At 74.8% G+C, this 14,512-nt stretch carries 10 protein-coding genes and 2 pseudogenes; 4 read left to right on the top strand and 8 right to left on the bottom strand.

Going from position 1 to position 14,512, the window contains the following annotated elements; genetic code table 11:
• Window positions 1-95: 95 nt before the first annotated feature.
• Both ACFZBD_RS04350 and ACFZBD_RS04345 read right to left on the bottom strand, forming a co-directional pair.
• Entirely contained in the window at window positions 96-3,128 is a 3,033-nt protein-coding gene (locus ACFZBD_RS04350; protein ID WP_391135065.1) for an AAA family ATPase, read from the bottom strand.
• A gap of 235 nt (window positions 3,129-3,363) precedes the next feature.
• Window positions 3,364-5,061, bottom strand: coding sequence for a S8 family serine peptidase (locus ACFZBD_RS04345; RefSeq protein ID WP_391135944.1), 1,698 nt, complete (start codon window positions 5,059-5,061; stop codon window positions 3,364-3,366).
• 543 nt (window positions 5,062-5,604) lie between these two features.
• Between ACFZBD_RS04345 and ACFZBD_RS04340 the strand changes: the two genes are divergently transcribed.
• Complete coding sequence (locus ACFZBD_RS04340) at window positions 5,605-6,408, top strand: hypothetical protein (RefSeq protein WP_391135062.1); 804 nt, start codon at window positions 5,605-5,607, stop codon at window positions 6,406-6,408.
• Between the two features lie 56 nt (window positions 6,409-6,464).
• On the opposite strand, the pseudogene ACFZBD_RS04335 reads toward ACFZBD_RS04340, so the two are convergent.
• From ACFZBD_RS04335 to ACFZBD_RS04310, 6 genes and pseudogenes are all read right to left on the bottom strand, one after another.
• Window positions 6,465-6,854 (bottom strand): annotated as a pseudogene (locus tag ACFZBD_RS04335) (GNAT family N-acetyltransferase); the annotation flags it as partial.
• 213 nt (window positions 6,855-7,067) lie between these two features.
• Window positions 7,068-7,328, bottom strand: a pseudogene (locus tag ACFZBD_RS04330) (GNAT family N-acetyltransferase); the annotation flags it as partial.
• A 242-nt stretch (window positions 7,329-7,570) separates the two neighbouring features.
• Window positions 7,571-8,470 (bottom strand): hypothetical protein, encoded by a 900-nt coding sequence (locus ACFZBD_RS04325; RefSeq protein WP_391135059.1) that lies wholly within the window; start codon window positions 8,468-8,470, stop codon window positions 7,571-7,573.
• Window positions 8,467-9,471, bottom strand: a complete 1,005-nt coding sequence (locus tag ACFZBD_RS04320; RefSeq protein WP_391135056.1) for an SPFH domain-containing protein — start codon at window positions 9,469-9,471, stop codon at window positions 8,467-8,469. The genes ACFZBD_RS04325 and ACFZBD_RS04320 overlap by 4 nt, the downstream gene beginning before the upstream one ends.
• A 120-nt stretch (window positions 9,472-9,591) precedes the next feature.
• Complete coding sequence (locus ACFZBD_RS04315; protein ID WP_391135053.1) at window positions 9,592-10,875, bottom strand: DMT family transporter; 1,284 nt, start codon at window positions 10,873-10,875, stop codon at window positions 9,592-9,594.
• A complete protein-coding gene (locus ACFZBD_RS04310) occupies window positions 10,872-11,846 on the bottom strand; it encodes a phosphatase PAP2 family protein (protein WP_391135050.1) in 975 nt (324 codons plus the stop codon). Before ACFZBD_RS04310 ends, ACFZBD_RS04315 begins: the two co-directional genes overlap by 4 nt.
• A 156-nt stretch (window positions 11,847-12,002) precedes the next feature.
• On the opposite strand from ACFZBD_RS04310, the gene ACFZBD_RS04305 reads away from it, so the two are divergent.
• The 3 genes from ACFZBD_RS04305 to ACFZBD_RS04295 all read left to right on the top strand — a co-directional run bounded on the left by ACFZBD_RS04305 (window position 12,003) and on the right by ACFZBD_RS04295 (window position 14,511).
• The gene (locus ACFZBD_RS04305) at window positions 12,003-12,605 is read left to right on the top strand and encodes a TetR/AcrR family transcriptional regulator C-terminal ligand-binding domain-containing protein (protein WP_391135048.1); all 603 of its coding nucleotides are present in this window, start codon (window positions 12,003-12,005) and stop codon (window positions 12,603-12,605) included.
• Between the two features lie 50 nt (window positions 12,606-12,655).
• Complete coding sequence (locus ACFZBD_RS04300) at window positions 12,656-13,030, top strand: DUF488 family protein (RefSeq protein WP_391135044.1); 375 nt, start codon at window positions 12,656-12,658, stop codon at window positions 13,028-13,030.
• A 98-nt stretch (window positions 13,031-13,128) separates the two neighbouring features.
• The gene (locus ACFZBD_RS04295; RefSeq protein ID WP_391135041.1) at window positions 13,129-14,511 is read left to right on the top strand and encodes a cytochrome P450; all 1,383 of its coding nucleotides are present in this window, start codon (window positions 13,129-13,131) and stop codon (window positions 14,509-14,511) included.
• The last annotated feature ends 1 nt before the right edge of the window (window position 14,512 follow it).

The following is a 14,512-nucleotide window of genomic DNA, read 5'->3' as shown; positions in this document are numbered from 1 at the left end:
GCAGGCCACTCGTTCAGACGCCCCGGCGCCCTTCGCGCCCTCGCCGCCCCGCCGGATCGTCCCCCGCTGCCTCGCTGCCTCGCTGCCTCGCCGCCTCAGCCGCGGAGCGCGGTCGCGAGCTGGGCCCGGGAGCGGACGTCGAGCTTCTGGTAGATCCGCGTCAGCCGCGCCTCCACCGTCTTCACGCTGAGATAGAGCTTCGCGGCCGCCTCCTGGTTGCTGGCGCCCTGCCCCACCAGCCGGGCGAGCCGCAACTCCGCGTCCGTCAGCGAGGAGAGCGCCGGCAGGGTGTCCTCCCCGGCCTCCCCGACCCGGGTCTCGCTCGTCAGGGCCAGCCAGGGAGCGGCCCCGGCCCGCTCGAAGACCGCGGCCGCGGCCTGCAGCGCGCTCTGCGCCGCCGACCGGCGGCGGCGCCTGCGCTCCACCCTGGCCAGGGCGATCAACGCCCGGCCCCGCTCCAGCGGCAGCCCCGCCTCCCCGAACCGCTCGGCGGTACGGGTCAGCAGCTGCGCCGCCTCGTCCGTCTTCCCGGCCGCGGCGAGCGAGAGGGCGTACGCGCGGTCACAGCCGAGGAGGACCGTCGTACGGCCCAGGCGCTCCGCGACCGGACGTACCTCGTCCAGCAGTTCCACCGCCTCCCGCTGCGCGTCGTTGGCGAGCAGCGCCTCCGCCAGCTCCTCGTGCCAGCGGAGCATCGACGGGTCGACGTTCGCCTGGGCGCGCTCGTTGACCTGCACCCGGCGCAGCGTCTCCAGGGCCGAGGCGACGTCGCCGTTGACGAGCTGGACGCGGCCGAGCGCGTACAGACTGCGCGAGAGGAAGACCCGGTCCCCCTCCTCCTCCGACGCCTGGACGCTGCGCCGGGCGTAGCTCGCGGCCCGTCCGAAGCTGCCGCCGGCCGCCTCGGCGAGCGCCAGCGTGTACCAGGCGGGGCCGGGGGAGAGCCCGGCCTCCAGCGTCAGCGCGAGGGACTGTCCGGCGTGCGCGAGGGCCGCCGGACAGGCCCCGATCCGGGACTCGATCGCCGCCAGGGTGGAGAACAGCTCGATGGTGTCCTCCACCGAACCGCGTCGCTGCACCAGCGGCAGCAGGGCGTTCAGCTGGTCGCGGGCGTCGCCGAGACGGTCGTCGAAGAGCGCATGACGGATCGTCAGGATCTGGGCGGCGTTGCGGATTCCGAGCGGGCGCTCGGCCGCCTCCAGGCCACGCGCCTGCGCGAGGACCGACTCCGCGTCCGGTGAACCCAGCGCCCGCTCCATCCGCGCCTGGACGGTGAGGGCCTGGGCGGCCGTCCGGGGGTCGCCCATCGAGGCGGCCAGCGCGGCCGATTCGACGGCGGCGGCCCGTGAGCGCAGCGGATCGCCGTCCGCCAGCACGTATTTGACGGCCAGTCGGAGCTGGACCGCCGCCCGGAGCGCGGTGTCCCCCTCGGAGTCCTCCATGGCGTGGACGTACATCTCGTCGAGCCCGGTCAGGCCCTGGCCCGCGGTGTCGAGGACGGCGAGCCGGGCGCGGACCCGGTCGGAGGGCGCGGCGTCGCGGGCCAGCAGATCGGTGGCTGCCCGCATCGCGAGGTCCGCCCGGGCCGCGCGGGCGGCCTCCTCGGCCGCGTCCACGAGTCGCACGATGCGCTGCGGTCCGTGCTGGAGGGGCGTGGATCCGGCGGCCAGCAGGGCGAGTTCGGCGGCGAGGGCGCTGTTGCCCCGGCGCCGGGCGAGATCGGCCGCGGCGGCGACCTCGGCCGCGAGAGCCTCGTCGGGGATGTCGGTGGCGAGCGCCCGGTGGCGTACCGCCTCGACCGAGTCGTCCACGACCTTGGCGAGCGCCGCGTGTCCGGCGCTGCGCTCGGCCCAGCAGGCGTCGTGGACGAGGGTCGAGGGCAGCAGGCCGGCCGTGAAGGTGACCGTGCCGTCCTCGGCGAGGGAGACGAGATCGGCGCGCTCGGCGGCCGCGAGGTCCGCCTCCGCGTTCGGGCGGCCGGCCCGGCGGATCAGCGAGGCCGTGGGGCGCAGGGCGAGCGCGGCGAGCAGCAGGGTCTCGCGGACGGCGGGCGGCGCGGAGCCGAGCAGCTGCCGGGCCAGGTCACGGGCCCGGCCCGAGAGGGTGAGCGCCTCGGCGTGGTGGACGGGGGTGCGGGCGTCGGCCAGCGAGCGGCCCACGGCGAGGGCGAGGCGCGGATTACCGCCGCTCGCCTTGTGGATCCGCCCCGCCATCCGGGAGGGGAGCCGGTGGTGGATGAGGAGTTCGGCGATCTCGTCGGCCTGCAGCGGCGGTACGAGCAGGATGTCGGCCTCGGACGGCACCCACAGGTCGGTGTCGTGCGCGTCCTGGGAACCGTACGCCTCCGGGGTCTCGACGGCGATGACCCGCAGCGCGGGCGGCGCGAGATGGAGGGCGAAGCGCAGCAGGTCGGCGCTGTCGGCGTCGATGTGCTGGACTCCGTCGACGACGAGCAGGGCGGGGCCGCGGGCCGTGAGCGCGCGCAGGATCTGGGCGATGCCGAGGCGCAGGGCGATCGGGTCCCAGCCGCCTTCGTGGAGCGGGGCCTCGCGGCAGAGCATGGCGACGGCGGTCCGCTGGGGCCCGGGGAGCCCGTCGAAGACGCCGGAGGCGGTGGTGCCGAGGCGGGTGTCCGGGGCGGGGACGGCGACGGGGTGGGCGTCGGGGGACGGAGGGCATGTGCACGAGGGGCCGTGGCCGGCCGCGGGGGCTCCGGACCGTTCAGGACCGGTGGGGCGCGGTGCGTCCGGGCCGCCGCGGGTCTGTCCCGGTATCGCCGGCTGCCCGGTCAGGGATTCGGTGCGCGGCGCGAGGGTGAGCGGTCCGTCGTCCGGGGAGGCGTGGTCCGGCGCCGTCGGCGCGGTCCCGCCGGGCCGGATCACCGTCGCCGCGACGGAGGCGACGAGCGCGGCGGCCGTCGCACCGGGTATGTCACGGTCGGCGGGGAGGGTGGGGAGCCACAGGACGGTCTCGCCGCGGGCCTCGGCGCGGGCGGCCTCGGCGAGGGCGACCTCGGTCTTGCCGACCCCGGCCGGACCGGTCAGCAGGGCCCGGCCCCGTGTGTGCAGTACGCGTTCGAGACGGGCGAGAAGCTCCTCGCGGCCCACCGGCGCTGGGGGTCCCCCCACGCCCGCAGGGAGGTGCGGCGCTGTCGTCACGTTGTCCACCACCCTCCGGCGCTCGGGCCCGGCCCCGTGAGCCCCGTGGGGCAGAGAATACGGAGCGTACGGGCGCAGTCCAGGCCTCTTGTCCGGCATACGGACAGCGCGTGCCGGTCCACACGCCAGGACGCGCCCGTGGTGTAGACCACGAGCGCGTCGCTGACCAGCAATAATGCTGATGTGGGGGGTGGTTCAGGTGGGGTTAGAAGGTCAGACCCCAGGAGTCGATGTAGCCGGTGTCACCCGAGGCCACATCACGGACCTGAAGCTTCCAGGTCCCGTTGGCGACCTCGCTCGACGCGTCGACCGTGTACGTGGTCACCACGTTGTCGGCGCTGTCGGAGGAGGAGGACGCCTTGAGGTTGCGCACGGTGCCGTCGGGGGCGACCAGGTCGACGACCAGGTCCCCGCGCCACGTGTGCTTGATGTCCACGGCGACCTTGAGGGCCGCGGGGGCGTTGCCGGTGCGGCCGGTGACGGCGATCGAGGACGACACGGTGGTGTTGTCGGAGATCGTGACGTCGGTCGCGCTGGTGAAGGTGGTGCCGGACGGCGGCGTCGTGGTGGTGACCGCGTTGACCGTCTTGGTGGCGTCGGCGATGCCGGTTCCGCAGCCGCCGGTGCAGGTGCCGGGCAGCGGGCGGGCGTTGGTCTTGATCGCGGACTCGATCTCGGCCGGGGTGAGGGTGCCCTTGGCCGACTTGAGCAGGGCGGCCAGGCCGGCGATGTGCGGCGCGGCCATCGAGGTGCCCTGGTAGGGCTCGTAGTTCTCGGCGCCCTGGATCGTCCCGCCCGCGTTCAGCGTGGAGTAGATGCCGTTCTGGGGGGTGGTCACGGTGCCCGGGGTGTCGGTGCCGCGGCGGGTCTCGCCGCCGGGGGCCGCCACGTCCACGATGGAGCCGTAGTTCGAGTAGAACGAACGGTTGCCCTCGCGGCTGGTCGACGCCACGGTGATGACGTTCGAGCAGTTCGCCGGGGTGAAGCCGGAGGTGTTGGCGTTGCTGTTGCCCGCGGCGACGACGACGGTGGTACCGCGCGAGACGGCGCCGTTGATCGCGGTCTGGTAGACGCTCGGGCAGGTGGAGCTGGCCCCGCCGAGGCTCAGGTTGATCACCTTCGCCGGGGTGGGGTTGGCCGCGACGCCCGGCACGGTGCCGCCGGAGGCCCAGGTGATCGCGTCGGCGATGTCGGCCGAGGAACCGCCGCACTTGCCGAGCACACGCACGGGCTGGACCTTCGCGTTGTACGCGATGCCCGCGATGCCCTTGGTGTTGTTGGTGACCGCGCCGATGGTGCCGGCCACGTGGGTGCCGTGCCAGGAGGAGTCGCTGGCCTTTGAACCGAGGCCGCACTCGTTGTCGGTGGCGTTCCAGTCGCCCTCGTCCTTGGCGTTCGCGTCACGGCCGTTGCCGTCGCGGGCGTCGGCCGAGGAGGAGATGAAGTCGTAGCCGGAGACGATGTTGGTCGCCAGGTCGGTGTGGGCGGCGTAGCCGGTGTCGATGACGGCCACGGTGACGCCCGAGCCGGTCGACTTGTCCCACGCGGACGGGACGTTCATGCCGCCGGTGGCCTCGAAGAGGTCCCACTGCTTGGCGTAGTCCGTGTCGTTCGGCGTGACCGCCATGGCGTAGGCCCGGATGTCGGGCTCGACGGAGGCGACCTGCGGGTCGGCGCGGAAGGCGTCCATGACCTCGGCCACGTCCTGCTTCGAGGCGCTGTCGCCCAGGTCCACCAGCGCGGCGCCGCCGGCCAGGCGGCGCTCGAAGGAGAGGCTCTCGCCGGTCTCGGCTCCCTTGGCGGCCGCGTCGCTCTTCGCGGCGGCGTTGGAACCGGCCTCGGCGGTCTTGGTCTTGTACGTGACGATGACCTTGTCGACGGGAGCGCTGGGAAGCGCGGTCATCGCCTGCGAAGCCGGGGCCGGCTTCGGGGTGGTGGCGGCCGGGGAGGCGGCGGACACCCCGGTGGTGGCGGCTGCGGCACCGAGGATCGCGGCACTCGCGACCACTACGGATATGACTCTCCGCGTGGAACTGTTCAAGGTGTTCCCTTTCAAGCACGACGTAGGTGCGGAGCAGTGGCGGCGGCGCGGGTACACCGGCGCGAAGTGGGGGTCGCGGTCCGTTGCACCCTGGGCTTGGGGGGCCCGTGCGCCGCCACCGGCGCGACGGCCCGGGTCAAGGCCGTCACCGGCGGACACCACCCACCTCACCTCATGCACCTGACAGGGCCTGAGCTCCTGTGGGGGGCGTGGTTCGGGGGATGGGATCTGCCGGTGCGGCAGACAGTAGGGAACCGGCAGATGAACCCGATACGGGGAAAACCCTTGTCACCCCTCGCAGGGGGGAGGGGGGAGGGCGAGGGGCGGTGCTTGGGAGCCCCGTCCCGGGGGAATCACGGCGGGGTGAAGTCGACGGGGTACGGGCGGGGTTGGTATCGGGGACGGATGCCCGTCTGGTTACGGGGACTGGTCGTCCTCGCGGCCGGGTGGGGAGTCCTGCTCTGCGGTCAGCAGGTCGTCGAGGGGTACGGCGCGACGATGGAGTACCGCGACGCGCCGGTCTGCGCGAGCGGGGGCGGTGGGGGCAGTGGGTCCAGCGGGGCCGGTGGGGAGGGGTGTGTGCGGCGCGAGGCGGGCACGGTTCTCGACCGCCGGACGGGGGAGCGCTGCACGTCCAACGGCACGAGCGGCGGCGGTGGGAGCGTCACGGCGGGCGGCATGACCATCAGCGGCGGGGGCGGCATGGCCACCGCGGGCGGCAGCACCGGCGGCACGGTGACGGGCGGGGTGACGGCCGGCGGCGGCACCGGCGGCACCACCTGCACGACGTACTACGACGTCGAGGTCGAGTGGCCCGGCCGCACCGCGTGGCTGGCGGTGGGATCGGAGACGTACGAGGAGGCCAAGGCGGGCGACCGCGCCGAGGTACGGCTCTGGAAGGGCGAGGTCGTGCGGCTGGAGGTGCGCGGGCACTCCCATGCCTACGCGCCCTCCTCGCAGAGCGGGGTGCTGCCTTGGCTGGCGCTCGGCTGCCTGATCCTCGCGGCGGGGGCGTGGGGCGCGGTGAGCGGGCGGCTCTCGGGCCTGTTCGCCTTCCCCAACTTCGGCTGGCTGTTCGTGGCCGCCGGAGTCGGATGGCTCGGGTCCATGGCCCTGTTCGGCGGGAACCCGCTGGTCTGGGCCTTCGCGATCGTGTGGACGGGGTTCGCCGTCTTCTGGATCGTGGACGCCTGGCGGATGCGCTGGTGAGGGACGAGGTGCGGTGAGGTGTGGGGCGGGGGCCCGGACCGTTCGGTTCAGGTGGGTCAGCCCAGTTCGAGGGTGGTCACTCCGAAGATCCGCTCGTGGGCGACCGGCCTGATCGGCCCCGTGTACATCCGGGCCGTCTCGAACGTCGGCTCGAGACCCCGCTCCCGGGCGAGGCGCGCCGCCGCCGGGTTGGCCTCCGGCATGTCGATCGCGATCCGTCCGGCTCCCAGGCCCCGCGCCTCGGCGGCCAGGCCGTCCAGGAGGGCCGCGGCGTCACCGGCCGTGTCCGCGAACAAGGGCCCGATACGGGCCTCCTCCTGAGCCGCTCGCACGACCCCGTACCCCGCCACACGCCCGTCGGCGACCCGTACGAGGGCGCGGTGACCGGGGGTGGTCAGCCAGGGCTCGAGGAAGCGCGGGCGGGAGGCGGGATGGCAGGAGTCGTCGTACGCGGCGACGGCGGCCGGGTCCACGCTCGCCGCCGGGACCACGTCCGGCGCCGGGGCGGCGGCGGGGACCTCGCCCACGTACCGGGCGGTGCGGTAGGCCGTCGAGAAGCCGGAGCGGCGGTAGTTGTCCTGCTGGGCGGGCACACCGTCGAGGCCCACCGTCCGGTCGCCGGCGTGGGCCAGCGCCGTCCGCCAGGTGACGAGCCCGTGGCCGAGACCGCGCCGATCGGGGCGGACGAGATAGAAGCCGAGGAAGGCGTACCGGTCGTCATAGTTGACGACCGAGATCGCCGAGACGGGCTCCCTGTCGATCCGTCCGAGGAAGAAGCCCTCGGGGTCCTGCGCGAAGAACGCCCGCGCGTCGGAGACCCCGGGGTTCCACCCCTCGTCGGCGGCCCAGGCGCGCACCACGGCCCAGTCGTCGAGCGTGGCGCGGGAGACCTGGAGCGGGCCGGGGGCGGGGGAGGTCATGGGCGTTCCTTCGGCTGCCTGGGTCCGGGGAGGGGGGGCGGGTGAGGCGGGTCCGCCTGGTGGGGCGGTAGGGGCGGTGGGGGCGGCTGGAGCGGGCCGAGCCTAGGGCCTTTCGACCCGGACCGCGTCCACGGCGATCGTTTCCGGCCGCCTGCGCGGCCGCTTACGCGGGCGGCTACGCCGGCCGTCGGGCGCGGGCCGCCGACCCTCGACATGCCGGCCACCGACCCGCCGGGCCCGGCTCACCCCACCAGTCGCAGCGCGGTCCCCGACACCCCCACCCGTACGGTCTGCCCCCACGTCAGCTCCAGGGCGTCCGACTCCATGCCGTCGCCGAAGACCACCAGGCGGTCGGACTCGACGGTGAGGCCGAGGGCGTCGCCGGGGCCCAGGACGCCCTCCACCCGGGTGGTGCCCGTCACCGGGGACGGCCAGGCCTCGCGGACGAACCAGGCGAGCCGGGGGTCGGTCGGCGCGGGCGGCGGCAGCGGGCTCGAGCGCTGCAGCAGCAGCGAACGGAGCCAGCCCGTGGCCCCCGTGCCGGTGCCCACCACGACGCCCGATGACGCCTGCGCCTCGGCGCCCGGCGCCCCCTGGGCACCGTCGACGGCGAGGGTGTAGCGGGCGGTCTGGTGTCCTGGCGGGCCGACGTAGATCTCGTTGAGGGCGAGGAGCCGCTGTGCGTCGTCGGTGACGGCCTCCACCATCGTCAGCTCCTCCGTGCGCGCCCGGCCGGCGGCCGGCAGCAGCACCGCCGCGTCCGCCGGCCGGTGGCGGACGAGAACGCCCGGATTGCGCCCGGGATCGGTGTCGATCCCGACGACCGGCTGACCGCTCAGGTACTTCGCCGCGTTGGCCACCAGACCGTCCTGCCCGACCACGACGACCACGTCCTCGGGACCGAACAGGAAACGGTCCAGATCGGCGCGCTCCACCCTCGCCTGCCGCCAGGCCGCCGGGACCGCGCCCGCGACCTCCGCCAGCGCCCGCCGGGCCCGCTCGTGCCGCTCCCGTACCTCCTCCACGCCGCGGCCGCGACCGGCGAGGAAGAACGCGGCCTGCCCGTGCGTGCCGTGCCGGGCGAGCAACTCCTCGTACTCCGTGGTGCGGTGGACGAGCACGGCCCGGGGCGCGAGGCTCACGACGCGCCCCCGCCGCCCAGCTTCGCGAGCAGCCCGTTCAGCACGTCGGGGGAGACGGTGACGCTCTCGATCCGGGGCAGGTTCTCCGCCGCGCGGGTCGCCGCCAGCGCGTGCAGCGTGGCCGTGTCGGCCTCCCCGTGCACCCGCAGCCAGGCGGCCTGCGCCTGTGCGCGCGCCTCGCCGACCTCGCGCGCCGCCTCGGCCTCGGCCCGGGCGAGCCGCACCTTCCGTACGGCCTCGGCCTCCGCCCGTACGGCGTCGGCGGCGGCGCTCTCCTCCGCCTCGCGGCGCGCGTTGGTGCCGCGCTGGTCGACGAGCCGTTCCTCCTGGCGGGCCAGCTCGATCTTGCTGGCGAGCTCGTTCTCGGCGATGGCCCGCTCGCGTTCGACCGCGACGGCCCGGCGTTCGTAGGTGGCCCGGTCCGCCTCCTGCTGGATCCGCTCGCGGGCCGGGGTGCGCAGCGCCCGCTCGACCTCCGGCTCGGGCCGGACGGCCACCACCCGCACCGCCACGACCTCCAGACCGGTGTCCGGCAGCCGGGGTTCGGCGGAGAGTCCTTCCGCGATCCGGTCCCGTACGGCCGACACGCCGTCGACCAGCGCGGCGGCGAGCGGGGTGCGCGCCAGGACGTCGAGGGCGTGCTGCTGCGCGGTCTCGGTGAGGAGGGTGGCGATCTGCTCCAGCGGCGCGCCCCGCCAGGCCCCGGTGTCGGGGTCGATCGAGAAGTCGAGCCGGGCGGCCGCGGCCTCGGGATCGCTGACGCGGTACGTCACCGTGCACTGCACGCTGACGTCCTGGAAGTCGGCGGTCCTGGCATGGAACGCCATGGACAACTCCCGGTCGTTCACCGGCACTTCGGAGAGCGCGGCGGAGAGCGACCGGAACCAGAAGCTCAGCCCCGCGCCGTCGTGGACGAGGCGTCCGCGACGGTGGTGCCGGATGTGGGCGGTGGGTGCGGAGCGAAGGTGGCGCCATCCGGCGCGCTTGGTGATGTCAGCCACGGGATCCCCCTTGTCGTCATGTTGACGATAGGGGGTGTGGTGTTTCTCGTCAAGATGACGAAAGTGGAGGAGGGGGACGGTGTCCGTTCCGCTGCCGAGATCGTCCGGCCCCCCTCGTCGTCAGCCGGCGAGCGGCGCGGCGGCGGGCACCGGGCTCCCGTCCGTACGGCGAGGCGGAACGGGTCGCTCCTTGTCGGCGGGCGTCAGGCCGGGCGGGGTGGCGAGCACGACCGAGAGCGCCGGGGCTACGGGGGCGAGGGTCGGGGTGGAGTCGGGGGTGCGGCGCGGTGCGGGGCCCGCGGAGTCCTTCCACGGTGGCCGGCGGTCCGAGCGCGCCGCGACCGGAGCCGCCGGGGGCGTGGCCTGGACCGGCACCGTATCCGGAGCTGCTTGCGGCGTGGCCGGAGCCGGCATCGCGTCCGGAGTTACTTGCGGCGAGGCCGGAGCCTGCATCGCCGGGCCTTCGGCGCGGGCCGAGGTCGCCGCTCCCGGTGTCGTGTCCGCGCCCGTCGTCAGCAACACCACGCCCCGCGCCGCGACCATGGAGGCGGTGGCCGCGATCAGCCATCCCCAGCCCCCGGCGCGAAACGTTTCGCCGAGCAGTGCCACGCCGATGACCGCGGCGGCGGCCGGGTTGGCGAGGTTCACGACGGCCAGGGGTGCGGCGAGCCCGCCGCGGTAGGCGGTCTGGGAGAGCAGCAGGCCGCCCACGGCGAAGCCGGAGATGAGGACGGCGACCAGCGCCGTCTGCCACCAGGTCAGGGATCCGCCCGGCAGTTGGAGCGCCAGTGCGGCGGTCAGGGTCTGCGTCAGCGCGGAGGCGACACCCGAGGCGATTCCCGAGGCGGTGGCGTGCCCGAGTCCGCTGCCGCGGGCCGGGGTGACGGCGCCCCCGCTCCCGGGGTGTCCGCCGCGCGTTTTGCCGTGCCGCCGTCCCGACGCCAGTACGGCGATCACCGCGGCCGTCGCCGCGGACACGACCAGTGCCTCGCGCAGGCTCAGCGCCTCGCCGGGCGTGGCGGGGCCGGTGACCGACACGAGTCCGACGAGACCCGCGAGCGTCCAGAACGCGCCGCGCCACTCCGTCCGGGTCACCCGGCGCCGGGCCAGGTGCGCGCCCAGGGGCAGCGCGGCCACCAGCGTCAGCGCGCCGAGCGGCTGGACGAGCGTCAGGGGTCCGTAGTGGAGGGCGGCGACATGGGCGAGCGCCCCGGCGGCGTTGAGTCCGACCGCCCACCACCACTGGCCGCGCGCGAGCAGCGCGCGCAGGGAGCCGCCGCCGTTCCCGCCGGCGGGGGCGGGGGTCGCGGCGAGCTGGGCCTGGGCGACCGCCGCGAGGGCGTATCCGGCCGCGGAGACCAGGGAGAGGAGCACCGCGAGCACGGTGCCGTCGAGTCCGGTCATCTCAGGGCTCCTGCCGGACGGGGCGCGGCGGTACGCACGGAGGGAAGGTGGGGTGTGGGCGGGACTTTCCGGACACGACCTAGGGGTACGGAGGGCTCCGTGGTGGCGGATCCGGGCGGGGTCGCGGACCGGGAGCCCGGGGCCCGTACGACGGTGAGCGCGAGGGCGAGGAGCGCCGCGGCGGCCAGGGCGTCGAACCAGTAGTGGTTGGCCGTGCCGACGATCACCAGGAGGGTCAGCAGGGGGTGCAGCAACCACCACCAGCGCAGCCGGCCGCGGGTGGCGGCGATCAGGCCGATCGCCACCATCAGGGCCCAGCCGAAGTGGAGGGAGGGCATCGCGGCGAACTGGTTCGCCATCGAGTCCGTCCGCGGTGTCGCGCCGTACACCGAGGGGCCGTACACCTGCGCGGTGTCGACGAGTCCGGCGGCGGTCAGCATGCGGGGCGGGGCCAGCGGCATCAGCAGGTGCAGCGCGAGCGCGGCCGCGGTGAGGAGGGCGAGGACGCGCCGGGACCAGAGGTAGTGGCCGGGCCGACGCCAGTAGAGCCAGGCGAGAAAGGCGACCGTGGCCGGGAAGTGCACGGCCGCGTAGTACGTGTTGGCGGCGCGGACCAGCGCGTCGCCGTGGAGGAGCAGGGCCTGCACCGAGCCCTCGCCCGGCAGATGGACGGCCCGCTCGGCGTCCCACACGCGATCGGCGTTGCGGAAGGCCCGCGACTCGTGGCCGTTGGCGAACAACCGGCCGCACTTGTAGACGAGGAACAGGGCGGTGACCAGCAGCAACTCGCGTACGAGGGGCGGCCGGACGGCTCCGGCCGTGCCCTCCCGGGCAGCCGGCGACCGGTCAAGGGCGGCCGTCGCGCGCCGGTCCTCCCGCCCGTGCCGAGCGCCTGGTTCCGGTGCGGGGGTAGGGGGCGACCCCGGTCCGGCAGGACGTGTCCCACGTATCCCGCGTATCCCGGCAGCCATGGCGCGGCCCCTTTTTTCCGTCAAATCGGCAGCAAACGGAGGAAGCCTAGATCCGATTTCATCGAGACGCAAACGTCTCGATACGTTTGCGTCTCGATTGTGCACCCCCTACTCTCGTATGTGCAGAGCGCTGTCCGGGAGAAGCGGGAGAAACCGATGTCCACGCAGGCCGCGACCGCCGCAGCCCGCCGCAGCAAGATCACCCCCGAGCGGGAGACGGAGCTGTACGAGGCGGTGATCGGCCTCCTCCGTGAGGGCGGCTACGACGCGGTGACCATGGAGGGTGTCGCCGCCCGCACGAAATGCGGCAAGGCGACGCTCTACCGCCAGTGGGGCACCAAGCCGCGGCTCGTCACGGCCGCGCTCGCCAACCGTCGCTGCGCCTTCTTCACCGACATCGACACCGGCTCACTCGCCGGCGACCTGCGCGCGGCCGCACGGGCGGCCGGGTCCCGCCGCGACCGGGACGCCGAGCTGATGGAAGCGGTCAGCCAGGCGTACACCCGGCACCCGGACCTGCGCGAGGCGCTGCGCGACACCGTCATCGACCCCGAGGTCGCGGCGCTCGACGCGATGCTGCGGCGGGCGGTCGAGCGCGGCGAGATCGACGCCGACAACCCCGCCATCGGCTTCGTCGCGCCCAGCTTCCTCGGCCTGCTCCGCGTCGAGCAGCTCTTCGAGGAGCGCTTCGCGGACGAGGCGGCGCTCCGGGCCTTCGTGGACGCGGTCCTCCTCCCGGCGCTGCGCGTCGACGGCTGATCGGCCGCCTCCGACAGGTGGACCGCCGCCCCGTGCCGCACCCTGGGGCCATGGTCGCCACCACACCGGACATCCGCGTGCGCCGGGTCTACGACCCCGCCGAGCCCGACGACGGCGTACGGGTCCTCGTCGACCGCCTCTGGCCGCGCGGCCTCGCCAAGACCGACGCGCACATCGACGAATGGCCCAAGGCGCTGACCCCCTCCACCGAGCTGCGCCGCTGGTACCACGGCACCGAGGGAGCGTACGAGGAGTTCCGCGGCCGGTACGAGCGGGAACTCGCCGAACCCGCGGCCGCCGAGGCCCTCGAACGGCTGCGCGGCCTCGCCGAGCGGGGCACGATCACCCTCCTCACCGCCGCCAAGGACCCGTCCGCGAGCCACACCGCCGTACTGGAACGCCTGCTGGCCGCGCCGGACGGCTGACATCCACCACTTTCGGGCCATAGCCACGGGCTCCGGGCGCCGGTCACCATGACCGGACCGCACCGAGTTCCGCACCTGCTCCGCCCGGAGGCGCCGCGTTGGACCCGACACCGCACGAGCTGCTCGACGCGCTGCAACGCGACCCGTACCCCCTCTACGCCCGTGCGCGACGCACCGACGGCCTGACCTACGTCCCCGCACTGGACGCCTGGCTTGTCGCCCGGGACCGCGACGTCCGTGAGGTGCTGCTGCGGCCCGAGGACTTCTCCTCGGCCCAGGCCCTGCGCCCCGACGTCATGCCCTCGCCCGCCGCCTTCCGCGTCCTCGCGGGCGGCTTCGGCAGACGGCCGACCGTCGTCTCCACCGACGGCGCCGCCCACCGCCGCTACCGCGCTCCGCTCAACCGCGGCCTGTCCGCCGCCCGCGTCACCGCCCTCACCGCGTACGCCGCCGAGGTCGCCACCGGGCTCCTCGACACCTTCGCCGCCGAAGGGCACACCGAGCTGATGTCCTCGTACGCCCGCGCCCTGCCCGGCGCCGTCATCGGCCGGCTCATCGGCCTGGACCCGCGGGACCTGCCGACGGCGGTGCGCGGCGGCCACCGGGCCGAGCAGCTCCTCTTCCGGCCGATGGAGGAACGCGAACAGATCGCCGCCGCGCGGGACGTGGTCGCCCTCCACCACCTCCTCGACCGCTACGTCCGCGACCGCCGCGCCCGGCCACGCGACGACCTCTGCTCGACGATGGTCGCGGCACTCGCTCCGGACGACGGCCCGGCCTCGGAGGGCCTCGCACCGGACGACGGCCTGGCCCCGGAGGGCCTCGCTCCGGACGACGGCCCGGTCTCGGAGGGCCTCGCTCCGGACGACGGCCCGGCCGCCGGGAGCCGCCCCCGCCCGCTCCCCGGCCCCCGCCCGCTCCCCGGCTCCCGCCCGCTCACCGAGGACCAGCGCGCCGAACTCGTCTCCAACCTGCAGAACCTCCTCATCGCCGGCCACCTCACCACCACCGCCCTGATCGGCACCGCGCTGCTCCACCTCCTGCGCCACCGCGAGCAGTGGGAGCTGCTCTGCGCACGGCCCGACCTGATACCCGGGGCTGTGGAGGAAGCGGCCCGCTACGACACCGCCGTCCAGGGGTTCCGCCGGACCACCACCCGCCCGGTCGTGCTCTCCGGAACCGAACTTCCCGCGGGGGCGACCGTCTTCGTCGCCTACGGCTCCGCCAACCGCGACGAGACCCGCCATCCGGGCGCCGACACCTTCGACATCACCCGACCCGCGACTCCCACCCGCCACGTCAGCTTCGGCCACGGCGCCCACGGCTGCCCCGGCTCCCGGCTCGCCCGCACCCAACTCCGGCTCACCCTCGAACTCTTCACCCGCCGCCTGCCGGGCCTGCGCCTGGCCGAGGGCCAGGAGGTGGCGATGAGCCCGACCTTGATCCACCGCTCGCCCGAAGCGCTCCACCTGACCTGGTGAG

The organism is Streptomyces sp. NPDC008121 (assembly GCF_042957155.1).
Taxonomy (GTDB): Bacteria; Actinomycetota; Actinomycetes; order Streptomycetales; family Streptomycetaceae; genus Streptomyces.
Note: the sequence above shows the minus strand (reverse complement) of the source record. Positions and strands in the feature narration are given on the sequence as shown.